This is a genomic window from Micromonospora sp. NPDC049047 (assembly GCF_040649135.1).
Classification (GTDB): Bacteria; Actinomycetota; Actinomycetes; order Mycobacteriales; family Micromonosporaceae; genus Micromonospora.
Genome location: NZ_JBEZEY010000026.1, coordinates 58930 through 82677, shown reverse-complemented (window position 1 = coordinate 82677; position 23748 = coordinate 58930). Strand labels below are relative to the sequence as shown.

The 23748-nt window shown below is 71.2% G+C and carries 21 protein-coding genes and 1 pseudogene; 6 read left to right on the top strand and 16 right to left on the bottom strand.

Features of this window, described 5'->3' with window-relative positions; genetic code table 11:
* Positions 1–172 precede the first annotated feature (172 nt).
* The 6 genes and pseudogenes from AB0B86_RS29135 to AB0B86_RS29110 form a co-directional block, all read right to left on the bottom strand.
* On the bottom strand, positions 173–1138 hold the full coding sequence (locus AB0B86_RS29135; RefSeq protein ID WP_357404984.1) for a pyridoxal-phosphate dependent enzyme: 966 nt from the start codon (positions 1136–1138) through the stop codon (positions 173–175).
* A gap of 212 nt (positions 1139–1350) precedes the next feature.
* Positions 1351–1650 (bottom strand): annotated as a pseudogene (locus tag AB0B86_RS29130) (MoaD/ThiS family protein); the annotation flags it as partial.
* A gap of 66 nt (positions 1651–1716) precedes the next feature.
* The gene (locus tag AB0B86_RS29125) at positions 1717–2205 is read right to left on the bottom strand and encodes a M67 family metallopeptidase (RefSeq protein ID WP_357404986.1); all 489 of its coding nucleotides are present in this window, start codon (positions 2203–2205) and stop codon (positions 1717–1719) included.
* A gap of 52 nt (positions 2206–2257) precedes the next feature.
* On the bottom strand, positions 2258–2752 hold the full coding sequence (locus AB0B86_RS29120; protein ID WP_357405300.1) for a DUF2017 domain-containing protein: 495 nt from the start codon (positions 2750–2752) through the stop codon (positions 2258–2260).
* Between the two features lie 2 nt (positions 2753–2754).
* On the bottom strand, positions 2755–3045 hold the full coding sequence (clpS, locus tag AB0B86_RS29115) for an ATP-dependent Clp protease adapter ClpS (RefSeq protein WP_110565539.1): 291 nt from the start codon (positions 3043–3045) through the stop codon (positions 2755–2757).
* Between the two features lie 148 nt (positions 3046–3193).
* Entirely contained in the window at positions 3194–4750 is a 1557-nt protein-coding gene (locus tag AB0B86_RS29110; RefSeq protein WP_357404989.1) for a hypothetical protein, read from the bottom strand.
* 195 nt (positions 4751–4945) lie between these two features.
* Here AB0B86_RS29110 and AB0B86_RS29105 point away from each other — a divergent pair, with 195 nt between their 5' ends.
* The 4 genes from AB0B86_RS29105 to AB0B86_RS29090 are packed head-to-tail and all read left to right on the top strand — an operon-like array spanning position 4946 to position 10852.
* Positions 4946–7624, top strand: a complete 2679-nt coding sequence (locus AB0B86_RS29105; protein ID WP_357404990.1) for a LuxR C-terminal-related transcriptional regulator — start codon at positions 4946–4948, stop codon at positions 7622–7624.
* 16 nt (positions 7625–7640) lie between these two features.
* Positions 7641–8927 carry a nicotinate phosphoribosyltransferase gene (locus tag AB0B86_RS29100; RefSeq protein ID WP_357404992.1) on the top strand — a complete coding sequence of 429 codons (1287 nt, stop codon included), beginning with the start codon at positions 7641–7643 and terminating at the stop codon, positions 8925–8927.
* Positions 8928–8976: 49 nt separating this feature from the next.
* On the top strand, positions 8977–9558 hold the full coding sequence (locus tag AB0B86_RS29095; RefSeq protein WP_357404994.1) for an isochorismatase family protein: 582 nt from the start codon (positions 8977–8979) through the stop codon (positions 9556–9558).
* A 40-nt stretch (positions 9559–9598) separates the two neighbouring features.
* On the top strand, positions 9599–10852 hold the full coding sequence (locus tag AB0B86_RS29090; RefSeq protein WP_357404996.1) for an MFS transporter: 1254 nt from the start codon (positions 9599–9601) through the stop codon (positions 10850–10852).
* 503 nt (positions 10853–11355) lie between these two features.
* Here the strand turns inward: AB0B86_RS29090 and ctaD are convergent.
* Together ctaD and AB0B86_RS29080 are read right to left on the bottom strand one after the other, a co-directional pair.
* Entirely contained in the window at positions 11356–13113 is a 1758-nt protein-coding gene (ctaD, locus tag AB0B86_RS29085; RefSeq protein ID WP_357404998.1) for a cytochrome c oxidase subunit I, read from the bottom strand.
* Positions 13114–13243: 130 nt separating this feature from the next.
* Positions 13244–14350 carry an FAD-dependent monooxygenase gene (locus AB0B86_RS29080; RefSeq protein WP_357405000.1) on the bottom strand — a complete coding sequence of 369 codons (1107 nt, stop codon included), beginning with the start codon at positions 14348–14350 and terminating at the stop codon, positions 13244–13246.
* A gap of 300 nt (positions 14351–14650) precedes the next feature.
* On the opposite strand from AB0B86_RS29080, the gene AB0B86_RS29075 reads away from it, so the two are divergent.
* Positions 14651–15778 (top strand): cellulose binding domain-containing protein, encoded by a 1128-nt coding sequence (locus AB0B86_RS29075; protein WP_357405002.1) that lies wholly within the window; start codon positions 14651–14653, stop codon positions 15776–15778.
* 67 nt (positions 15779–15845) lie between these two features.
* Here the strand turns inward: AB0B86_RS29075 and AB0B86_RS29070 are convergent, their stop codons facing one another.
* The 4 genes from AB0B86_RS29070 to AB0B86_RS29055 all read right to left on the bottom strand — a co-directional run bounded on the left by AB0B86_RS29070 (position 15846) and on the right by AB0B86_RS29055 (position 18516).
* Positions 15846–16355 (bottom strand): hypothetical protein, encoded by a 510-nt coding sequence (locus AB0B86_RS29070; RefSeq protein WP_357405302.1) that lies wholly within the window; start codon positions 16353–16355, stop codon positions 15846–15848.
* Positions 16356–16483: 128 nt separating this feature from the next.
* Positions 16484–17449, bottom strand: coding sequence for an N-acetylmuramoyl-L-alanine amidase (locus tag AB0B86_RS29065; RefSeq protein ID WP_357420219.1), 966 nt, complete (start codon positions 17447–17449; stop codon positions 16484–16486).
* Positions 17449–17601, bottom strand: a complete 153-nt coding sequence (locus AB0B86_RS29060; RefSeq protein WP_357405006.1) for a hypothetical protein — start codon at positions 17599–17601, stop codon at positions 17449–17451. The genes AB0B86_RS29065 and AB0B86_RS29060 overlap by 1 nt, the downstream gene beginning before the upstream one ends.
* 126 nt (positions 17602–17727) lie before the next feature.
* Positions 17728–18516: an aldo/keto reductase gene (locus AB0B86_RS29055; RefSeq protein ID WP_357405008.1), complete on the bottom strand. Its 789-nt coding sequence runs from the start codon at positions 18514–18516 to the stop codon at positions 17728–17730.
* A gap of 132 nt (positions 18517–18648) precedes the next feature.
* Here AB0B86_RS29055 and AB0B86_RS29050 point away from each other — a divergent pair, with 132 nt between their 5' ends.
* A complete protein-coding gene (locus AB0B86_RS29050) occupies positions 18649–19839 on the top strand; it encodes a threonine synthase (RefSeq protein WP_357405304.1) in 1191 nt (396 codons plus the stop codon).
* A gap of 19 nt (positions 19840–19858) precedes the next feature.
* On the opposite strand, the gene AB0B86_RS29045 is transcribed toward AB0B86_RS29050, so the two are convergent.
* The 4 genes from AB0B86_RS29045 to AB0B86_RS29030 form a co-directional block, all read right to left on the bottom strand.
* A complete protein-coding gene (locus AB0B86_RS29045; protein ID WP_357405010.1) occupies positions 19859–21658 on the bottom strand; it encodes a glycoside hydrolase family 15 protein in 1800 nt (599 codons plus the stop codon).
* Positions 21659–21706: 48 nt separating this feature from the next.
* Positions 21707–22099: a cupin domain-containing protein gene (locus tag AB0B86_RS29040; protein ID WP_357405012.1), complete on the bottom strand. Its 393-nt coding sequence runs from the start codon at positions 22097–22099 to the stop codon at positions 21707–21709.
* Positions 22100–22338: 239 nt separating this feature from the next.
* Positions 22339–23226 (bottom strand): sulfotransferase domain-containing protein, encoded by an 888-nt coding sequence (locus AB0B86_RS29035; RefSeq protein WP_357405014.1) that lies wholly within the window; start codon positions 23224–23226, stop codon positions 22339–22341.
* Positions 23227–23286: 60 nt separating this feature from the next.
* The gene (locus tag AB0B86_RS29030) at positions 23287–23568 is read right to left on the bottom strand and encodes an adhesin (RefSeq protein WP_357405016.1); all 282 of its coding nucleotides are present in this window, start codon (positions 23566–23568) and stop codon (positions 23287–23289) included.
* Positions 23569–23748 lie beyond the last annotated feature (180 nt).

The window sequence follows — 23748 nt, the reverse complement described above, 5'->3', positions numbered from 1 at the left end:
CCATGATCTCTACCGACGCCTGCGTCACGCTGCGCAGCCTACGCTGGCGCAGGCGGCAGCAAGAATCATCCGCTGGAAGGTGTCACGAACGTGACACCCGCTCGCGGTACGCCGGCAAGCGGACGGGCCGCCGACAAAATGTCGACGGCCCGTAGTCGGCAGACCGAATCGGTCAGGCCCAGAGCTGCCCCTCCAGGGCGTCCTCGGCATCGGCGAGCGTGCCGCCGTACGCGCCGGTGGACAGGTATTTCCACCCACCGTCGCAGACCACGAAGGCCACGTCGGCCCGCCGGCCGTCACGCACCGCCTCGTGCGCCACCGCCAGCGCGGCATGCAGGATGGCACCTGTGGAGAAGCCGGCAAAGACGCCCTCCACCTCCACGAGTTGGCGGGTACGCAGCACCGCGTCCCGGGTGCCGACCGAGAACCGCCGGGAGAGCACCGAGGCGTCGTACAGCTCCGGCACGTACCCCTCGTCGATGTTGCGCAGGCCGTAGACCAGCTCGCCGTAGCGCGGCTCGGCCGCCACGATCTGAATGCCCTCGACCTTCTCCCGCAGGTAGCGCCCGGTGCCCATCAGAGTGCCGGTGGTGCCCAGCCCGGCCACGAAGTGCGTGATGCTGGGCAGGTCGTGCAGCAGCTCCGGCCCGGTCGTCTCGTAGTGCGCCCGCGCGTTGGCCTCGTTGCCGTACTGGTAGAGCATCACCCAGTCCGGGTGCTCGGCGGCGATCACCTTGGCGGTGGCGACCGCCTGGTTGGAACCACCCGCCGCCGGCGAGAAAATGATCTCGGCGCCGTACATCCGGAGCAGCTGGACCCGCTCGGTGGACACGTTCTCCGGCATCACGCAGACCAGCCGGTAGCCGCGCAACTTGGCGACCATCGCCAACGAGATACCGGTGTTGCCGCTCGTCGGTTCGAGGATGGTGTCACCCGGCCGGAGCCGGCCGGCCTCCTCCGCCGCCCGGACCATGAACAGCGCGGCGCGGTCCTTGATGCTGCCGGTCGGGTTCCGGTCCTCCAGCTTGGCCCAGAGGCGCACCGGCGGCGCCCCGTCGGACACCGTCGGGGAGAGCCGGGGCAGGCCGACCAGCGGCGTGCCCCCGCAGGCGTCGAGCAGGCTGTCGTACCGCGCCATGGCGGCCGGCCTCAGCGAGCCGCGACGGTGCCGCGGACCAGCACGTCGGCGGCGCGGTGCGAACCGGCCGCCGCGGCGCTCTGCGAGCTGATCGCCGCCGCCGCCGCGCTGTGCGAGCTGATCGCCGCCGCCGCGGCGCTGTGCGAGCTGATCGCCGCCGCCGCGGCGCTGTGCGAGCTGATCGCCGCCGCCGCGGCGCTGTGCGAGCTGATCGCCGCCGCCGCGGCGAAGCCGAACGCGCCGCCGGCCACGGCGGGCAGGATGGTGACGCTGTCGCCCTCGGAGAGCTTGGCGTCCAGGGCGCCGAGGAAACGGACGTCCTCGTCGTTGACGTAGACGTTGACGAAGCGGTGCAGCGTGCCCGCCTCGGTGATCAGCCGGCCCCGCAGCCCGCCGTGCCGGGAATCCAGGTCGGTCAGCAGCTCGGCGAGGGTGTCGCCGGCGCCGTCGACGACCTTGGCGCCGCCGGTGTAGCTGCGCAGGATGGTGGGGATGCGAACCTCAATGGCCATGATGTCGAACTCCTCGATCGGGTGTGCCTACGGTGACGGGACAGGACGAGAGCGGACGCTGACGGATCAGCGGCCGGAACACTCGTAGTCGACCGTCGCCGGGCTCTGCCCGAACATGTAGGACTGGACGGCATGCGGGTCCACCCCGGCCTCCACGACCCGGACCGGCTCCTCGGTGACCACACCGTCGACGATCCGGAACGAGCGGATCTCCTCCGAGTCGGGATCGCGGGTCGAGACGAGCAGGTAGTGCGCGCCCGGCTCACCGGCGAAGGAGACATCCGTCCGCGACGGGTACGCCTCGGTGGCGGTGTGCGAGTGGTAGATGACAACGGGCTCCTCGTCCCGGTCGTCCATCTCCCGCCACACGCGCAGGTGCTCCATCGAGTCGAACTCGTAGAAGGTCATCGATCGCGCGGCGTTGTCCATCGGGATGTGCCGGGTCGGGGTGTCGCTGCCGACGGGACCGGCGACCACGCCGCACGCCTCGTCGGGATGATCCCGGCGGGCGTGGGCGACGATCGCGTCGACGATCGACCGGTCGATGCTCAGCACGAGGACCACCTTAACGCCTGATGAGCGCGGGCCGAAGTGGTGCCGGTCACGCCTAGTCGATCAAGGCGTTGAGCAGCGACTCCTGTAAATATCCGAGATACGCGTAGACCGAAAGCTGGAACACCCGGCTGGAACCCGGGTCCTCGGCGACCGCGTCGTCCAGTTCCTCGCCCAGGTCCGTGCCGTCCTTGATCTCCAGCCGGACACCCATCGCGAGCCGGGCGTCGTTCAACGCCCGCAACCACGCCTCGGCCGCCTCGGCGTCCAGCCGCACCTCACCACCGGCGTCGTCGGGCAACGCGGCCAGGATCGCCCCCGCCTGATCGATCTTCGCAGTCTTCAGATCGCCCTCGGTGTACCGCCGGAACTCGGCGGTCCCCGGCGCGTCCTGCGGGTAGACCGCCGGAAAGAGCCGACCCACGACCGGGTCGGTGTGGTCGAAACCATCGGTGAGCAGGCCGACCACCTCGGAGGCGACCTTGCGCAGCACCCGCACCTCGTCGACAGCGAAGGTGGCGACGTAGTGGCCGGCCTGACGACGGAACATGCTCACGACCGATCCACCGTCGCCCACAGCCCGTACGCGTGCAGCTGCGACGCGTCGTGCTCCATCCGCTCCCGGGCACCCGTGGAGACCACTGCCCGGCCCTTGTGGTGCACGTCAAGCATCAGCTGCTCGGCCCTCTCCCGGCTGTAGCCGAAAAGCTTCTGGAAGACCCAGGTCACGTACGTCATCAGATTGACCGGGTCGTCCCACACGATCGTCACCCATTGCCGGTCAGCCGCCGGCACCTCGTCAGTGTCCGGCGTCTCGACCGGTGCAACCTGTGGAGCCGCCATGTCCCCCATCGTGCCACCGGTTTCCCGGAACCGAGGAACCGGAACGCCGGCCGGGCGCGGATCGTGCACCTGAGACCCCGCCGACCCGCCGCGGGCGCCCGCGGATCCGTGGTCTGGCGTGGACCCGGACCAGGGGGCGGCCCCACCGTCAGGCGAGCAGGATGCCGTGATCGACTGCATCGGAGAGCACCACGCCCAGCGAGAGGCGGATCACCTCGAACCGTCGGGATATCTCCCGGGACAACCCCAACTCGACCTCCCGCACCGCGCGCTGCGACCAGGCTCGCGCCGCGTTGTGGTCGTCCCTGCCGGGCATCCGCCACTGCTGCCAGCACCCGCCGGAGAGCGCCACCGCCATCGGCGGAAGCACCTCGTCGCGGAACACCGTCGGATAGTGGGCGAGGGCGTCGATCGCCTCCGGGCCGGTCAATCCGGCCACCCCGGCTGTGCTGGTGATCAGCAGGACGTTGTCCAACTCCTGGCCCGGCCGGTCGTCGACCAGGCCGTACCGCACGGCGGTGGCGATCCGCCGCCGCACTCCTTCGACAGGTGGCGCGCCGAGCACCCGGGCCGCGGCGTCGGCGACGATGCCGCGCACCGCCTGGTCACACTGCGCGGTGGCCAACAACGACAACGCCGCCATCTCCCGATCCAGGAGATCCGGTAGGCCCGCGCAGCCGACCCCGAACACGATCTCCTGGACGGCCCGCAGGTGGATGTTCGCCAACTCCAGGGCGAGGTGCTGACGGATCCGCTGAGCACACGTCCGGGTCTGCCGGTCGAGCCGCTCGGACCAGTCCCCCGGATCGGCGGCCACGGCCACCCGATCATGCTGCCCCGGCAGCACCGGCGGTTCGACGCTGGCCCGCCGCAACCCCTCCTCCGACGCCCAGCCCACCAACGCCCGCCGCAGGTCGGCCGCGGAGTCGCCGGAGTGGGCGTCGACCGGGAACCACCGCGCGTCAGCCAGCGCCGGCACCGCGGCCAGCAGCGCCGCACGGTGAGCCGCCACTGTCACCGCCGCCGCGTCCACCTCGGTCGCCTGACCATCGACCGGCGAGACGGACGCCCCCGCGTCCTCCGTTGTCGCCGCACCTTCGGCCAGCGGGGACCGCCCTGCCGCACCGGGGGTCACCGCGAAGACGACCTTCACCGAGGTCGAGGCGACCTCGGCGAGCAGGTTCAGCTCGGCCGCCGTGAACGCCTGGTCGGCGGCGATCACGAAGAGCATCGCGCCGGCCCGGCCCACCGCGTCGAGCAGCACCTGCCGGCCGGACACCCCGAGCGTCCCGGTGTCCGGCACGTCGATGAGCGTGAAGTGCCGCAGCAGCGGCTCGGGCACGCTCAGCTCGACCCGCCGGGGTGGACGGGCCAACGCCGGGCCGGCGGCGTGTCGGTCGGCCCCGTACGAGTGGGGCTGGCGGTAGCCGGGCACGAACGCCGCCCGGGTGGGCACCTTGGCGTTTCGCACAAGCAACCAGCTGCCCGACGGCACGGTGAGCATGACCGGGTCGAGCGCGAGCAGTGAGGCGAGCACGGCGCGTCGTTCGGCGCCGGCCGGACCGACCGCCACCACGCCGAGCGGCTCCTCCGGGCCAGGGTTGGTCACGCCGACGCGCGCGGGCAGCGGGCCGCAACTCGGCGGATCGCTCGGGCCGGCCACGTCGTCCGAGGAGTCGACCGAGGAGAGGGGGCCCTGCTTCATCAGGCGGCCTCCCGTGGCAGGTGGCCGGACGCCCGGCCAGGTGAAACCCGGTCGAAAAACCCGGCTGCCGGAAGACTACGGGCGGGCCGGCAACCAGGTGGAACACCTCAGATACTCAGCGGTAATTGTGCGGCTACTCAACTTCGTTGAGTGACGATGCGGGCGCGGACGGATTCCGGTCGATATGCTGCGCGAATGAGTCGATGGAAGTTCGTCGGCCGGACCGATGAGCTCAACCGCCTGATGGCGGCGGTGACCGGCGAGGCTGGCCGCGGGCTCTTCTTCAGCGGCAGCGCCGGGATCGGCAAGAGCCGGCTGCTCCGCGAAGGCGTCAGCACGTTGCCCACCGAACGCTTCGCGATCTGGTCCATCGCGGCAAGCGCCACCACCGCGGCCCTGCCGTTCGGCGGGCTGGTGCAGGTCCTTCCCACCGAGCAGCCCCAGGGCCTCTCCCCGGCCGGCATCCTGCGCTGGGCGCTCAACGTGCTGCAACAGCAGGCGGCCGGTCGACGGATCGTGCTCGCCATCGACGACGCGCACCTGCTCGATCCACCCTCGGCGGCACTCGTCCACCTGGTCGCCCGCGCGGAGAACGCCACTGTGGTCGGCACCCTGCGCGACGGCGAGCAGATCCCACTGCCGATCCGCGCACTCTGGACCGACGACCTGGTCGAGCACGTCGAGCTGACCCCGATGCCACCCGCGGAGACCGCCGGTCTGCTGGCCGAGATGCTGGGCGGCCCGGTCGACGCCAACTCCGCCGACCGGCTGGGCCAGCTGTCGGCCGGCAATCCGCTGCTGCTGCGGGAGCTGGTGCACGCCGCCAACGGCAGCTCGGAGCTGAAGCAGACCTACGGGCTCTGGAAGTGGACCGGACGGCTGGAGCTGGCGCCCAACCTGACCGACCTGATCGACACCCGGGTCGGCAAACTCACCGACGGCGTCCGCGCGGTCGTCGAGCTTGTCGCGTTCGGCGAACCACTCGGCCTGCACCTGCTCAAGCAGGCCGCCGACCAGGTCGACGTGGAGACCGCCGAGGAGCGCGGGCTGATCAGCGTGGTCCAGAACGACAGACGGACGAACGTGCGACTGGCCCATCCGCTGTACGGCGAGGTGATGCGCCGCCGCTGCCCGGTCAGCCGCACCCGCCGGCTTCAGGCACACCTCGCGGAGCTTCTCGAACAGGTCGGCAAGCGCCGCCGCGACGACCTGCTGCGGGTCGCGGTGTGGCGCCTCGACTCGGGCACCGCACAGGATCCGGCCCTGCTCGTGGACGCGGCGGTCCAGGCGTTCACCCGCTACGACGTGCCGCTGGCGACCCGCCTGGCGCGGGCTGCGTTGCACGCCGGTGGCGGGTCCGACGCGGCGGAGCTGCTGGCCACCATTCTGATGTTCGCCGACCGGCCGGAGGAGGCCATCGACGTCCTCGACGCGGTGACCCCCGAGCCCGGCGACGAACGGCGCTACTGCCGCTGGCTGACCGTACGCGGAATGGTCAGCTACTGGGGGTTGAGCCAACAGTCCACCGTGGAGGAGATCGCCAGCCGCGTCGAGCAGCTCAAGGATTCGGCGGACCGGTCCCGGGTGCACGCCTTCGAGGCGATCATGCGCCTGCACCGGATGGACACGACCACCGCAGTACGGCTCAGCCAACAGGTGCTGGACCGGCCGGCGGCCGGCGTCGCCGCCCGCGAGTTGGCCCGCTGCACCATCGCGTACGTCCAGGCCGCGCAGGGCCAGCTGACCCACAGCGGCACGGCTATCGCCCAGGTGCACTCGGCCGTCGCCACCTGGCGCACCGACATGCCGTACCTGCAACTGGCTCTGGAGCTGGCCCGCGGCACCCGGCTGATGCTCAGCGGAGACCTGGCCGGGATCGACGCGATAGTGGCCGACGAGTTCGCCGACCTCGCCGACGCCGGCGATTTCCGGCTCGGCACCGGCTACCTGGCCATCCTCCAGGCGTACGCGGCCCGGTTGCGCGGGCAGAGCGACGTCGCCACCCGCGCCTCGCTCGGTGCCTGCGCGGTGTTGGCCACCAGCCGGGTCTACGCCGGTCTGGCCCAGGCCGAGCGAGCCCAGTCGGCCGCGCTGCGTGGCGACGCCGCCCAGGCCGCGGCGGCGATGGCCGAGGCGGACCGCACCCACGCGCCGGGCATGGCGGTGCTCTACCCGTGGCTGGAGCAGGCCCGGGGTGCGGTGCTCGCCACGTCGGGTGACCTGCCGGGTGCGATCAAGCACCTCGGTGACCTGGTGGACCGGCTGCGCTCGGACGGCTTCGCCGGGCACGAGGTGCTCGTCCTGCATGATCTCGTCCGGCTGGAGCAGGCCGGCATGCCGGTCGGACCGACCTGCTCCGACGGTGGTCGGCGCACTGTGGCGCAGCGCCTGGCCGAGCTCTCCGAGCGGGTCGACGGGGTGATCCCGCCGCTGCTGGCCCGGCACGCCCGCGCGGCGGTGACCGACTGCGCAACGGATCTGCTCGCGGTCGCCGACGACTACGCCGCGCTGGAGTTGACCGTGTACGCCGCCGAGGCCACCGCCCAGGCCGTGCAGCGGCTGCGCCGGCAGAACTCGACGGCGACCAACAGCGCCCGGGAACGGCTGGCCGGGTTGCTCGGGCGCTGTGACGTGATCCGGACGCCGGCGCTGCACGCCGGGGCACCGGTGTTGACCGAGCGGGAGTGGCAGGTGGCCCGTCTCGCCGCGAACGGCATAGCCAGCCGGGCCATCGCGGAACAGCTCTACCTCTCGGCCCGCACCGTCGAGAATCACCTCCAGCGGATCTACAGCAAGCTGGGCGTGACCGGCCGGGCCGAGCTGTGGGCCGCACTGCGGGCGATCCCGGGCCACGACGACGGCGACGCCGACTGAACCTTAGGCTGGGGCGGTGAGCATCAACCGCCCCGCGCTGCTGACCGACCACTACGAGCTGACCATGGTCAGCGCCGCACTGAAGGACGGCACCGCCGACCGCCGGTGTGTCTTCGAGGTGTTCAGCCGCCGGCTGCCGAGCGGCCGCCGCTACGGCGTGGTCGCCGGCACGGCCCGCCTGATCGAACTGATCCGCGAGTTCAGGTTCGACCCCACCGAGGTCGACTTCCTGCGGCGGACCGGCGTGGTCGACGACGCGGCCGCGGCCTGGCTCACCGACTACCGCTTCACCGGCGACATCGACGGGTACGCCGAGGGTGAGCTGTTCTTCCCCGGTTCACCGATCCTCACCGTCTCCGGCGGTTTCGCCGAGTGCGTGGTGCTGGAGACGCTGGCGCTCTCCGTGCTCAACCACGACAGCGCGGTGGCCGCGGCGGCGGCACGGATGGTGACCGCGGCGCGGGGGCGGGCGCTTATCGAGATGGGGTCGCGCCGGGCTCACGAGGAGGCGGCGGTGGCCGCGGCGCGGGCCGCGTACCTGGCCGGTTTCCGGTTCACGTCCAACCTCGCCGCCGGCGCGCGCTACGGCATCCCGACGGCGGGCACGGCGGCGCACGCCTTCACCCTGCTGCACGACGACGAGCGGGCGGCGTTCGCCTCGCAGGTCGCCACGCTGGGCAAGGACACGACGCTGCTTGTCGACACGTACGACATCAGCCAGGGCATCCGTAACGCGATAGCGGTGGCCGGGCCGGAGCTGCGGGCGGTACGGATCGACTCGGGTGACCTGGCGGTGATCGCCCAGCAGTCGCGGGAACTGCTCGACTCGCTGGGAGCCACCGAAACCAAGATCATCGTTTCCGGTGACCTGGACGAGTACTCGATCGCCGCGCTCGCCGCCGAGCCCGTGGACATGTACGGTGCCGGCACGGCAGTGGTCACCGGCTCCGGCGCCCCGACCGCCGGGCTGGTCTACAAGCTCGTCGAGGTCGAGGGGCGGCCGGTGGTGAAGCGCTCCGAACACAAGGCGACAATCGGCGGCCGGAAGGTCGCGGTCCGCCGGCACAAGCCGACCGGCACCGCCACCGAGGAGATCATCGTGCCGCAGGGTGTACCGGACCGGCAGCCCAACGACCGCATGCTCCAACACTCGTACGCCGTCGCCGGCGAACCGGCGTGGCTGCCCACCCTCGACGAGTCGCGGGAGCACCTGCGCGAATGCCTGATCTCCATCCCGTGGGAGGGGCTCAAGCTGTCGGCCGGCGACCCGGCGGTGCCGGTCTCCGTCGTACCCGCCGACTGAGCACGTCGAACACCACTGCCGCAGACAGACCGTGAGGAGAGGAACCCCGGTGGCCAACGCTCTGATCATCGTGGACGTGCAGAACGACTTCTGCGAGGGCGGCTCGCTGGCCGTCGAGGGCGGTGCGGAGGTGGCCGCCGGCATCTCCCGGCTGCTCGCCGCCGAGCCGGAGCGGTGGTCGCACGTGGTCGCCACCAAGGACTACCACGTCGACCCGGGTGCGCACTTCGGCGATCCGCCGGATTTCGTGGAGTCCTGGCCGAGGCACTGCGTGGTCGGCACCAGCGGGTCGGAGTTCCACAGCGAGCTGCACACCGGCCGGGTCGAGGCGATCTTCCACAAGGGCGAGCACGCGGCGGCGTACTCCGGGTTCGAGGGGCACGCCGAAGACGGCGAGTGCCTGGCCGACTGGCTGCGCCGGCACGATGTGGACCGGGTGGACGTGGTCGGCATCGCCACCGACCACTGCGTCCGGGCGACCGCGCTGGACGCCGCCCGGGAGGGCTTCGCCACCACCGTGCTGCTCGAACTGACCGCCGCCGTCGCTCCGGCGACCACCGACGTGGCACTGCGCGCCATGGACGGCGCCGGGGTGACCTTGCACGGCCGACCTGTGATCAGGACCGCATAGCACCGTAATTGGTTGGCCATCGGGACGCCGCCGGTTGAGGATGTCGCCGGAGGTACGGACCCACGTGAACATGAAGCCTTACCGGCAGGCGCTCGCCCTGCCCGGCCTGCGATCGCTGCTGGTGGTCGCCGTCCTCGCCCGCATCCCGCTCACCGCGACCGGGGTGACGCTCACCTTCCACGTGGTGTTCGACCTACATCGCGGTTACGGGGCCGCCGGCCTGGTGGGTGCGGCGGTCACCGTGGGTGCGGCGATCGGTGGCCCGCTGTTGGGCCGGCTGGTGGACCGGCGTGGCCTGCGCCCGGTCCTGGTGCTCACCGGCATCGCGGAGGCGATCTTCTGGACCACCGCACCCGGACTGCCGTACCCGGTGCTGCTGCCGGCTGCCTTCGTGGCCGGCTCCCTGGCCCTGCCCATCTTCTCGGTGGTCCGTCAGTCGATCGCGGCGCTGGTTCCGGAGGACCAACGCCGCCCGGCGTACGCGCTGGACTCGATGTCTGTGGAACTGTCCTTCATGATCGGCCCGGCGTTGGCAGTGGCGCTGGTCACCGCGATCTCCGCGCAGACCACCATGTACCTGGTCGGCGGCGGCATCGTCGCCGCCGGGATCGCCCTGTGGCTGGTGAACCCACCGATCCGTGACGCGGCCGAGGCGGCCGAGGTCACCGGCCCGCAACGCCGGACGCCCCGCCGGGAGTGGCTGACACCTCGGCTGCTCGCCGTGCTGGCGCTCAGCGCCGCCGCGACCCTGGTGCTCGGCGGCACCGACGTGGCGGTGGTCGCCGTCCTGCGGGCCAGCGGAGAGGTCGGTTGGACCGGCGCGGTGCTCACCATCTGGGCGGTCGCCTCGCTGGTCGGCGGGTTCGCCTACGGTGCCGTGCACCGTTCGTTCTCCCCGCTGGTACTGACCGCCGCACTTGCCCTGTTCACCATCCCGGTCGGGCTGGGCGGTGCGCACTGGTGGCTGCTGTGCCTGGCGCTGATCCCGGCCGGCGCGCTCTGCGCGCCGACAATCGCGGCCGGCTCCGACGCGGTGAGCCGCCTGGTCCCGGCCCAGGTACGCGGAGAGGCGATGGGGTTGCACGGGTCGGCGGTCACCGTCGGCATCGCTGTCGGCGCTCCGCTCGCCGGCGCGGTCATCGACGCCAGTTCGCCACCATGGGGCTTCGCGGTCACCGGAGCGCTCGGCGCCCTGATCACCCTTGTGGTACTCCCGATCGAGCTGCGTCGCCGCCGCGCCGCCGCGGCCACCCCACCGCCGGTCGACGCGGACCTCACCTCCGCCGCTCGCTGACGGCAGCACCCCAGCGTCGCTGCCCTCCGGCGGACAGCGGGCAACGGGCGACGAGCAGCCGGCAGCGGGCGGCCGGCAGCGGGCGGCCGGCAGCGGGCGGCCGGCAGCGGGCGGCCGGCAGCGGGCGGCCGGCAGCGGGCGGCCGGCAGCGGGCGGCCGGCGGCGGGCGGCGGGCGGCGGGAGACAGTGATGCCGCAGCGGAATCTAGATGCCACAGCGGAATCAAGCTCATCAGGTCACAGCCCTCGGCAGGCCGAAGGGCACTCCGAATCACCCCGACCCAGAACACGACCCCGACACCCCAGGCCCGAGAGCACGCCGAACCACCCCGACCAGGAACGATCCCCGGCCGCCACCAGGCAGCAACCGGTCCGCACAGCGCCCCGGATGCAACGGCGACAGGCCGACCCGGCGCACGGCGACGGGCCGACCCGGCGCACGGCGACGGGCGCCGCTCCCGGTGGTCCCGGGGGCGGCGCCCGTCGTACTGCTGGATCTGCGCGTCAGTGCCGGTCGACGTCGCTCGCGGTGTCCTCGCGGTAGCTGGCGCCGCCGTCCGACTCGCTGGTGAGCGGCTTGGCGCCGCCCTCCGGCGGGCCGGCCAGGGTCTGGCCGGCGGCCAGCTCCGGGAACTTCGCGTCGAACGCCGGCCGCTCGGAGCGGATCCGGGGCATCCGGTCGAAGTTGCGCAGCGGCGGCGGGCTGCTGGTCGCCCACTCGAGCGAGTTGCCGTGGCCCCAGGGGTCGTCCACCTCGACCACCGGGCCGGTCTTGTACGACTTCCAGCAGTTGTAGATGAACGGCAGCGTCGAGATACCGGTGATGAACGCGCCGATCGTGGAGATCATGTTCAGCGTGGTGAAGCCGTCGCTGGGCAGGTAGTCGGCGTAGCGGCGGGGCATGCCCTCGTTGCCGAGCCAGTGCTGCACCAGGAAGGTGGTGTGGAAGCCGATCATGGTGAGCCAGAAGTGCACCTTGCCCAGGCGCTCGTCGAGCATCCGGCCGAACATCTTCGGGAACCAGAAGTAGATGCCGGCGAAGACCGCGAACACGATGGTGCCGAAGAGCACGTAGTGGAAGTGCGCCACCACGAAGTACGAGTCCGACACGTGGAAGTCGATCGGCGGGCTGGCCAGCAGCACACCGGTGAGACCGCCGAAGAGGAACGTGACAAGGAAGCCGATCGCCCAGAGCATGGGCGTCTCGAAGCTGACCTGACCCCGCCACATGGTGCCGATCCAGTTGAAGAACTTCATACCGGTCGGCACGGCGATCAGGTAGCTCAGGAAGCTGAAGAACGGCAGCAGCACCTGGCCGGTGGCGAACATGTGGTGCGCCCAGACGCTCATGGAGAGCGCGGCGATCGCGACGGTCGCGGCGACCAGGCCCTTGTAGCCGAAGATCGGCTTGCGGGAGAAGACCGGGATGACCTCGCTGATGATGCCGAAGAACGGCAGCGCCACGATGTACACCTCGGGGTGCCCGAAGAACCAGAACAGGTGCTGCCAGAGCATCGGCCCACCGGTCGCGGGGTCGTACACGTGGGCGCCGAGGATGCGGTCCGCGGCGAGCGCGAAGAGCGCGGCGGCCAGCAGCGGGAAGACCAGGATCACCAGGAGGCTGGTGACCAGGATGTTCCACGTGAAGATCGGCATCCGGAACATGGTCATGCCGGGCGCACGCAGGGTGAGCACCGTGGTGATCATGTTCACGGCGCCGAGGATGGTGCCCAGGCCGGAGATGGCCAGACCCATGATCCACATGTTGGCGCCGACGCCGGGTGAGTGCTCCACGCTGCTCAGCGGCGCGTACGCGAACCAGCCGAAGTCAGCGGCGCCACCCGGGGTGAGGAAACCGGCTGTCGCCATCGTGCCGCCGAACAGGTACAGCCAGTAGGCGAAGCTGTTCAGGCGAGGGAAGGAGACGTCAGGCGCGCCGATCTGGATCGGCACGATGTAGTTCGCGAAGGCGAACACGATCGGCGTCGCGAAGAACAGCAACATGATCGTGCCGTGCATCGTGAAGAGCTGGTTGTACTGCTCCGGCGACAGGAACTGCAGCCCGGGTCGGGCCAGCTCAGCACGCATGATCAGGGCCATCAGGCCGCCGATCATGAAGAACGCGAACGCGGTGACCATGTACATGATCCCGATTTGCTTCGCGTCCGTGGTTCGCAGCAGCCGCGCGATGGCCGACCCCTTGACCGGCTCCCGGACCGGCCAGGGCCGGGTCACGACCGGCTTGGGTGCGACGGTGGTCACGAGTGGCCTCCGGTTCTCGGTTGTCCCGCTCGGCACACGCTGGTTATCGGCGGGCCGTCATCCGCAAGGAGGATAGTCCCCGGCAGGTCGCAGCGCCGCGTGGGGTGGCGTGACACGATCTACTACGGGCCTACAGCGGACCGAGCAGGAGCCGATAGTGCTCCCCGAAGATCCGGCCGCCGCGCCCGCGCAGCAACGGGTCGCGCAGCGCCGGCGGCACGTCCCTGGTCCGGTTGCGGTCCCGGGTCCGGTCCCGCACCCATCGGGTACGCGGACGGCGACGACTCTCGTACGCCACCAGGGCCGCCTCCACGCTGCCGGCGGCGCGCAACGATTCCGCGAGCACCACGGCGTCCTCGAGTGCCATCGCCGCACCCTGGGACAACGTGGGCGCGGTGGCGTGCGCGGCGTCGCCGACCAGCAGCACCCGTCCTCGGTGCCAGCGGCCCAACTCCACCTCGTCGGTGATCCCGACGTGCACCCTGTCGAGTGCCGCCAGCACCTCCGGCACCGGACCGCGGTAGTCGGCGAAGAGCGCGCGCAGTCGACCCAGCGGGTCGGCAGGCGCCTCAGTGCCGGCCTCGTCGGCGTAGAGGTGCAGTCGCCCGGCGCCCATCGGCACCATCAGGAACCCGGAGCGTTGGCCGAGCAGACCGGTCCACTCGGTGACCGGTGGGCCGTCGCGCAGCACGGCCCGGTAGACCACCTGACCGACCGGGCGGGGCGGCCCGCCGAGCGCGGCCAGCGCGCGGACCGAGGAGCGTGGCCCGTCGGCACCGATGACAAGGTCGTACTCGGTGGCGGTGCCGTCGGTGAAGGTGACCCCGACCGCGCCCGGCAGCAACTCCAGGGTGCGCACCTCGGCACCGTGCCGGACCGCGCCGCCGGCACCGCTGAGCAGCACCCGGTGCAGGTCGGCCCGGGGCAGCGCCCGGCATTCGCCGACGCCGGCCCAGAGGGTGTCGAGGTCCACCTCGCAGAGGCGCGCGCCGGTGGCGTCGAAGAACCGCTGCCGGTGGATCACCTGACCGAGCGGGCGGACCGGGTGGTGCAGGTCGAGCTGGTGCAGCGCGCGGGCGGCGTTGCCGGGCAGGTAGAGGCCGGCTTCGGCGCACTCCCCCGGTGGCAACTTGTCAGTGACGTCGGGCCGGAAGCCCGCAAGGCGCAGCGCCCGGGCCACGGCCAGACCGGCGATGCCCGCGCCGACGACGAGGATGCGCAGGGGGGAGCCACCCATTGTGGTGTACGCCTCCGGAGGGGGAGCGGAACGCGTTGGAGGCAACACGCTACTCGGAGCGATCGGCGCACGCCAGGCCCGATCGGTCGCCCGGTTTCACTCGTCGGTGTGGCCGTGCCGCTTGGCCGGTCGGCGGGCGGCGGCCGTCCGGTGGGTGCACGGCAATCCGCCCGATTCACCAGTTTGGCGCTTACGGTTGCGCGGCAGTTTCAAGCATGTAAATGTGTCGTTGAGCGTGGGAGCGCTCCCGCACGACCCCACCACATGCGGCGCCCGGCATGCGCCGAGTCAAGGAGCGTCATGAAACGTCAACTTCGGGCCCTGGCCGCGGCCGGCGTGCTGCTCGCCGGCTCACTGGTAGCGGTGGCCTTCGGCGGCAGCGCCTCCGCCGACACCCTGATCTGCGAACAGTACGGCTCGACGGTGATCCAGGGCCGGTACGTGGTGCAGAACAACCGCTGGGGCACCACCGCCCAGCAGTGCATCAACGCCACAAGCAACGGCTTCGAGATCACCACCCTGAACGGCAGCAGCCCCACGAACGGCGCACCGACGGCGTACCCCTCGGTGTTCTTCGGTTGCCACTACACCAACTGCTCCCCCGGCACCAACCTGCCGATGCAGGTGAGCCAGATCAGCAGCGCCACCAGCAGCATCTCCTACCGGTACGTCAGCGGGGCGACCTACAACGCCTCGTACGACATCTGGCTGGACCCGTCGCCCAAGCGGGACGGGGTGAACCAGATGGAGATCATGATCTGGCTCAACCGACAGGGCTCGATCCAGCCCATCGGCTCGGTGGTCGGCACTACCAACCTGGCCGGCCGCACCTGGGAGGTCTGGCGGGGCAGCAACGGCTCCAACAACGTCATCTCGTACGTGGCGCAGTCGGCGATCTCCAGCCTGAACTTCAGCGTGCTGGACTTCATCAACGACACCCGCAACCGGGGCGCGATCACCAACTCCTGGTACCTGACCAGCATCCAGGCCGGCTTCGAGCCCTGGCAGGGCGGTGTCGGCCTGGCGGTCACCTCGTTCTCGGCGAGCGTCAACGGCGGTGGCGGCAACCCCACCAACCCGCCGCCGACGACCCCGCCGCCCAGCGGTGGTGGCAGTTGCGCGGTGAAGTACACAGCGAACTCGTGGAACAACGGCTTCACCGCCGACGTGCTGGTCACCAACACCGGATCCAGCGCGATAAACGGCTGGACGCTCAACTACAACCTGCCCAGCGGGCAGACGGTCACCAACGCGTGGAACGCCACGGTGAGCCAGAGCGGCTCCGCGGTCACCGCCCGCAACGTGAGCCACAACGGGTCCATCGCTCCCGGCGGCACGGCCAGCTTCGGCTACCAGGGCACCCTGAACGGGTCGTACTCGTCGCCTACCAACTTCTCGCTCAACGGGGCGACCTGCTCCCGCTCCTGAACTGACCGTGGTGGCGTCAGGGCGTGCGCGTGGCCGCGCACGCCCTGACCCCTGCCTGGACGACCATTCAGAACGATCCGAAGAACCGGTCCCACCAGTAAGGCCCCCCGGAACCGCAGAAGCGCAGGTGGGCAACCCCGTCATAACGCGTCATCAGGAGTTCTTCGGGGATCACCAGGTGCCCCGACCCGACGAGGGCCTGCTCGACCTTTTCGAGGTCACCCGCGTCGAGTTCACCTTCGGCGCATGCCTCATCGGTGCCGAGAAAGGCACCGGGGTTGTCGGCGGCGACCATGGCCAGCGGCGTGAACTTGCTCACCAGGACGACGATCCGTGTCCCGCAGACAGTGGCCGGCCCCGGCACTTCGATTCGCCCGTACTGGGCGGAGTCCTGGATGTCTCGCTCGATCGGGCAACTCGTCGCGAAGCGGGAGTCGAGATCCGCGACCAGGGTGCGGCACGAGGCCGCGAGCGCGGCGCTGCCGTAGTCGGCGGGAAACTCCAGCCACCGAGGATCGTCGAGGCGACGTAACACCGCCATCAGACCCGCGTCTCGCTGCACACCTCTTTCGCTCATCTTCTCCACGACATCCCCTCGGAATCCCTGAAGTCGGGGCATCCTCCCACGTGGGATGCCCCGACTTCCGGACAGCCGGGTCGATCAAGCCCGAGCGTGGCCGGCCGGGGCCGGCCGGCAGCGAGGGGTCAGACCCGGGTGAGGCGTACGGCGTCGGCGATGACCAGACCTGCGGCGTTGCTCCACCGGCTCACCGCGACCCGGTTGGCGTCCCCGGCCGGCAGCGCGAACGTGCCGAGGACCCGCCACTGCCCGCCGGTCGCCCGCTGGTCGACGTAGACGGTCCGGTTGCCACTGCTGGTGGCGACGATGTACGGGGTGGCGCTGTTGTAGCCGCTGTTCGTCGGCCACCAGGCCTCGACCCGGTAGTTGCCGGCCGCCGGGACGTTGAACCGGTACCAGGCGGGATCGCTGACGGCGACCGGGTCGGCGTAGCGGTAGTCGGCGCCGTAGCGCTGGCTGGAGTACGTCGAGACACCCCAGTTGGCGCTGGCGGTGAACCGGCCCGCCGTGGCGTTGTCCACTGTGGCGGACCACGTTGTGCCGCCGCCGGCCATCCTCGCCGCGACGTCGGCGCGCATCACGTTCAGGTCGATGAAGGACGGGTCGATCTTGCCGGTGGTGCTCGTCTCCCGGTGCCCCCGGGCGTAACTGCTGTCCCGGCCGAGCCGGGTGAGCACGGCGGCGGTCGCGGCGATCGACGCGTTGTACTGCGCGGCGGTCATCTCCTGGTCGACGCCGTTGTAGTCGATCTCCCACCCGATCATCAGGGTGTTGCCGTCTCCGGCCGGGATCGGCCCGCTGCCACCGCTGACCCCGGCGTGGTTGCAGCGGCCGGCGGAGATGACGTGGAAGACACCGTTGTAGTCGACGAGCGCCTGACACAGCGGCCCGGGCAGGTCGGACCTACCGTTTATGCAGATGCCGAGGGCCGGGTGCGGGTTGCTGGCGCTGCTGGTCGAGGCGGTGTGGTGCCAGAGCACACCGATCGGGTCGAAGGAGCCGGGCCGCATCCGGTTGAGCCAGTCGCCCTCGACGACGACCTGGACCCCGGCGCCGCGGAGCACGTCCACCAGCCAGGGAATGGTCGCCATCAGACGTCCCGGAGCAGGTCGGCGAGGCACTCGGCCTTCGGTGCGGCGCTCGCCGCGCCGGGGCGCGCGACGACCGTCAGCGCGGCGACCACCAGGGCGGGGATGCCGAGCACCCCGCGGCGGCGTAGACGGATGGATGGTGATCGGGTCATGGCGATCCTCCAGCGACGGCGGGCACGAACGGATCGACGATCGTGATGACGGGCACGCTATACCGTCACGAACGTCGATGTCGATACCCTTCACCCCTGAAGAGATGACTGAAGGAAACCGCCAGATCAGGCGTCGCCGAGCGCGTCGATGTCGCGCATCTCCTCGGCGGTGAGCGAGAAGTGGAAGACGTCGAAGTTGGCGGTGATCCGCTCCGGCGTCACCGACTTGGGGATCGCCACGATCTCGTGGTCGATGTGCCACCGCAGCACCACCTGCGCCGGGGAGACCCCGTGCGCCCCGGCGATCCTGGTCAGCACCGGGTCGCTGAGGTCGCTGGTCTTGAACGGGCTGTAACCCTCGAGCACCACCCCCCGGTCCCGGTGCTCGGCGTGCCGCTGCCTGTCGTACAGCGCCGGACTCCACTCGATCTGGTTGACCGCCGGGTTCTCCTCGGTCGACTGGATCAGCTCGTCGATCTGCCCGGTGCTGTAGTTGCTGACACCCACCGCGCGGACCAGGTTCTCGTCGCGGGCCGCCAGCAGTTCACGCCAGAGCGGGATGCTGTCCGACGGCGACGACGGCGGCCAGTGGATCAACCAGAGGTCCAGGTGCTCGACGCCGAGCGCCTCCAGGCTGGCCTCCAACGTGGCGCGCTCCTGACCCACCCGGTTCGGCGGGAGCTTGGTGGTGATGAAGATGTCCTCGCGGCGCAGCCCGCTCTCCTGCACGGCGCGGCCGACCTCGCGCTCATTGCCGTACACCGCGGCGGTGTCGATGTGCCGGTAACCGGTGTCGAGCGCGGCCAGCACCGCGTCGTAGCCGGCCTGGCCGGTGGCCTGCCAGGTGCCGAAGCCGAGCAGGGGCATCCGGACGTCCCCGGGGAGCAGGACGGTGGGCTGGTCGGTGAGGTCCATGAGGTCCGTTCTACCCCGCCGAGCCCGCCGCCGCCGAGCGAACCGGACACTCCGGCAGCCAACGCGCCGGTGCGCTTTGCCGGAGAATGCCCCTGTGACCGACCGGCCGACGGAGCACCGGTGAGGAGCGACGTGTACCTGACCCACCTGGACTGCCCGCGCTGCGCGATGGAGCACTCCGCCGACGAGCTGCGCAACCTCTGCGCGTGCGGTTCCCCGCTGCTGGCTCGCTACGACCTGCCGGCGGTGGCTAAGGCGGTCACCCCGGAGCGCTTTCCGCTGCGCCCGGCCGACCTGTGGCGCTACCGCGAGCTGCTGCCGGTCGGCGACCCACGACACGTCACGACGCTCGGCGAGGGCTGGACACCGCTGCTGCGCGCCCCGGCCTACGGCGCCGAGATCGGCATCGCCGACCTGATGGTCAAGGACGAGGGGTTGATCCCGACCGGCTCGTTCAAGGCGCGCGGGGCGGCGGTCGGCGTGAGCCGGGCCCGCGAGCTGGGCGTACAGCAGATCGCGATGCCCACGAACGGCAACGCCGGGTCGGCCTGGGCGACGTACGCCGCGCGGGCCGGGATGGGTGCGACGATCGTCATGCCGCTTGACGCGCCGAGTATCTGCCGACGCGAGTGCGTCGCGGCCGGGGCCGACCTGCGTCTGATCGACGGGCTGATCAGCGACGCCGGCCGGTGGGTGGCCGAGCTGATCGCGGAGTCGAACGGGGCGATCTTCGACGCCGGCACGCTGCGCGAGCCCTACCGGCTGGAGGGCAAGAAGACGATGGGGTACGAGATCGTCGAGCAGCTCGGTTGGCAGACGCCCGACGTGATCATCTATCCGACGGGTGGCGGCGTCGGGCTGATCGGCATCCACAAGGCGATGCACGAGCTGCGCGAGCTGGGCTGGGTCGGCGACAAGCTGCCCCGGCTGGTGGCGGTGCAGTCGACCGGCTGCGCCCCGATCGTGCGGGCGTTCGCCGCCGGCGAGGATCGGGCCCGACCCTGGGCGGACGCGCACACCGTGGCGTTCGGCATCACCGTACCGGCCCCGCTCGCCGACGAGCTGATCCTGACGGCGCTGCGGGAGTCCGCCGGCACCGCGGTTGCCGTCGACGACGCGGACATCCTCGCCGACCTGCGGGACTTCGCCAGCCGGGAGGGGTTGCTGCTCTGCCCGGAGGGGGCGGCCTGCCTGACGGCGGCGCGGCACCTGCGCGCCGGCGGCTGGATCCGGGCCGGTGAACGGGTGGTGGTGCTCAACACCGGCTCGGGGCTGAAGTATCCGGACACCGTCGACGTGTCCCGCGTACCAGTGCTGGAGTGAGCCGGCGCACCGGGGCCGATCAGAAACTGTTCGGCTCGGTCAACCGCCAGGCCGCGTTGATCAGGCCGATGTGGGAGAGCGCCTGCGGGGTGTTGCCGAGGTGCACCCCGGTGCTCAGGTCGATCTGCTCGCTGAACAGTCCCACGTCGTTGGCGTACCCGACGACCCGCTCGAACAGCGCCTCGGCCCGCTTGGGCTCACCCACCATCACCAGGCACTCCACCAACCAGAACGAGCAGAGCAGGAAGCCGGCCGGGTCGGTGGTCCACCGCCGCAGCAAGCCACCCTCGGTGCCCAGCTCACGCTCGACCATCTCGATAGTGGAGCGCATCCGCGGATCGGTGGCCGGCAGGAACCGCGCCACCGGCATGGCGAGCACCGAGGCGTCCAGCTCGGCCGACCCGAACGCCCCGGTGAACGCGCCGATCCGGTCGTTCCAGCCCTCACGCAGCACGGTGTCGCGGATCTCGTCGCGTACGCCGGCCCAGCGGCGTGGGTCGGCCCGGTCGCCGAGCCGGTCGGCGAGCCCCACCGCCCGGTCCAACGCCAGCCAGCAGGACACCTTGGACCAGACGTAGTGGCGCTCCTCGCCCCGGGTCTCCCAGATCCCCCGGTCCGGCAGCCGCCACGTCGCGGCCACCTGCTCGGCCAACCCGAGCACCATCTCCCGCAGCTCGTCCTCGAACCGCGCGCCGAGATAGTCGCGCAGCCGCCACACCGCCGACATCACCTCCCCGGGCACGTCGAGCTGCCGCTGCCGCCAGGCGTCGTTGCCGACCCGGACCGGCCTGCTGTCCCGGTAGCCGCGCAGGTGGTTGCAGTGGTGCTCGGAAAGGTCACGCTCACCCTCCAACCCGAAGAGCACCGGCACGGGCTCGTCTCCGAACCGGCCGATCGAGCGGGTCGCCCAGGCGAACAGCCGGGACGTCTCCTCGGGACAGGCCGCCACCCAGAGCGCCCGCATCGTCAACGAGAAGTCCCGCAGCCAGGAGTAGCGGTAGTCGTAGTTCCGGTCGCCGCCGATCTGCTCCGGTAGCGAACTGGTGAGCGCCGCGGCGACCGCGCCACTGCGGGCGTACGTGAGGCCGGTCAGGACTGTCGCGCTGTGCCGGACGAGTGTGGGGTACCGGCCCGAATAGGTGTGCGTCTCCCGGAACGCCTGCCACGCCTGTGTCGTCTCGGCGAGGGCGGTCAGCGGCTCGACCCGGGCCGGCGGGGTGCCGTACGCCTCGCCGAACGCCACGTCCATGCCGACCGTCTGACCGGCGGAGATCTCGAACTCGTGGGTCACCCGGTCGTCGTCCGCCCGCAGGCCCAGCCCGTCGGCGCGCAACACGAGCACCACGGGGCCCGCGCCGGCCAGCACGCTACCGTCGGGCTGCTCGTGCAGGTACGGCGTGAGCAGCCCGTACTCGGGTCGGGGTGCGAAGTCCAGCGCCATCCGTACCCGCCCGGACAACCCCTGCACCACCCGGATCAGCACGGCGGGCGAGTTCTTGCCCAGCTCGTGCGCGCGGGCTCCGACCTCGGCGGCGAGGGCGTCGGTGACCGCCACGCTGCCCTGCGGGGTGTGATGAACCGTCCGCAGCACCAACGAGTCCGGGAGGTAGGCCCGCTCCAACCGGTGCCCCGGGCCGCCGGCACCGACCGGTGCCAACCGGAAGTGCCCGCCGCTCGGGTCGAGCAGCCGCCCGAACACGGACGCCCCGTCGAACCGGCCCGGGCACCACCAGTCGATCGAGCCATCCTTGCCGACCAGGGCGCCCGAACGGGAGTCCGAGAGGAACCCGTAGTCGGAGATCTCCGGCTGCCGCTCCACCCGCCGCGGGTACCCGCATCGGCCCGGATCAGGCCGCCGCCCGACTCCTCACTCGGTCGGCGGCTCGTCCTTGCCCGCCGCCTCGGCCGCGTCGGCCTCCTCCTTGGTCCGGTGGACGGCCTGGTCCGCGTGCTCCGCCGGCCCGTAGACGGTGTACAGCACAAGCGGGTTGGGGCCGGTGTTGACGAAGTTGTGCTTTGTCCCGGCCGGTACGACCACCAGATCCCCGGAGACGACCTTGCGCTTCGAGCCGGCGACCCGGGCCTCTCCGACGCCACTGACGAAGGTCAGGATCTGGTCGACGTCGTCGTGCACCTCTTCGCCGATCTCCCCGCCCTCGGGAATGGTCATGATGACCAACTGGCTGTGCTCGCCGGTCCACAGCACCCGCCGGAAATCCGGACTCTGCTCGGCGACGGTCGCGATAGTGAAATGCTCCATGACCACGGACATACCCCGTTCGGTGGCGGGCCACGCCGGGAATCGCAGATGGTGGTAGTCCCCCTGGTCGGCAGGTTTGGATCCGGGCGGAACGGGGATCGACAACTCGGACCGGCACCAACTGCCGGTCGAGCCAGGTCCCCGCTGTCGTACCGCCGAACGGCTGCGGTGGTGGGAGACGGCCAGAGCGCGGCGACGTTCCGACCCTCAGGTCGAAGCGGCGCCGCGCGCTCGTGTGGCTAGCGGTGCAGCCAGTCGAGCAGGTCCGGCGCGGCCAGCGCCTCCGTACGCTTCCGGTAGCGGGCCCGCGCGGCCGCGTCGAGCAGGTCACGGCCCTGCCCCGAACGACCCTGGCGGAAGAACGCCTGCCGGTCGCGCAGCACGCCGAGCCGGTCCGGCGCGAGCCGGTCCGCACGCTCCCGCATCCGCCCGAAGGTGGCCGCCTCGACCAGCTCGGGCCATCGTTCGGGTACGACAGCGATGCCCCACCGTTCGGCGAGCCGGCGCATCTCGCCGGCCAGGTCGGCAAGCAGGTCGTCGTAGTGCACGAGCGCGACGTTGGGCTGGTGCCGGCGGTCCCAGGCGTCAGTCAGGTGCATCATCACCCCGGGCAGCGAATCCAGCTCGGCGCGCGGGTCCACCTCCCGGTCCACCCAGGTCGGCAACCACTGCTCCACCGGTGGGCGTGGCCGCGGCGGCCCGGCCGGGGCGGGCTCGCCGGTCAGCTCGGCCAGGCGTGCCCGGTCCAGGTTGCCGGCCTGGTGGTAGAGGGACACCGCGAGGTCGAGCGGGTGCCGGGCCACCACCACGTAGTGCACCCGAGGATCGAGCGGCACGCCGTCCAGCGGGGTGTGCGTCTTGATGAACCGCCGGTGCGACTGCGCGGCCAGTCGGTCGAACACCTCGTCGCGCGGTTCGGCCAACCAGTCCAGCCACGGCGACAGCACGGCCAGCGGCGCCGGCAGTTCCGCGGTGCCCAGCACCAGGACGGCGCAGATCATCTGCATCCAGGTGGTGCCGCTCTTGGACCGGGTGCTGATCACGATGTCGCCGTCGCGGAACGGGAAGCCGGTCCAGCGGGCGCTGTCCTCGTCCTCGGATCGGTAACGGTGCGTAGGCGTGGGCATCGGCGCAGCCTAGCCATCGGGCCGGTGCCGAGCAGCCGAATTCCGACCCGCCCGCGGCGGCTACTGCCGCTCGGTGAAGCCGAACTGGATGACGCCCTCCTCGTCGACTGTGGCGTCCACCGAGGCGTCACCGAGCAGTTCGGCGGCGTCCTCGTCGAGGAAGATCCGGGCACCCTGGTTGTCGACCACCCGATCCCCCTGCACCGGCTCGGGCACCAACTCCACGGTCAGCGAGCCGGCCTCGGTGTCGGCGGCGATGCGTACGCCGCCGTCCTGGCCGACGTCCTGTTGGTTGGCGAGGTCACGGATGACGAGCACGGCGTTGTCGGTCATGGTGAGCATGTACGGAACTCCTCGTGGGATCTCGGCTCGCGGTCGCGATGATGGGCAGACCGGACGGTCGGCTCGCGTACGAGCGCACGTGGGAGGCGACCGGAGGGCGACCTGTCGTCGCCGTCGCAGGAATCGGGGCAGCTGACGGCCCCGTCACTCCCACCGTGCCCGCTGGCGGGCCATCCGTCA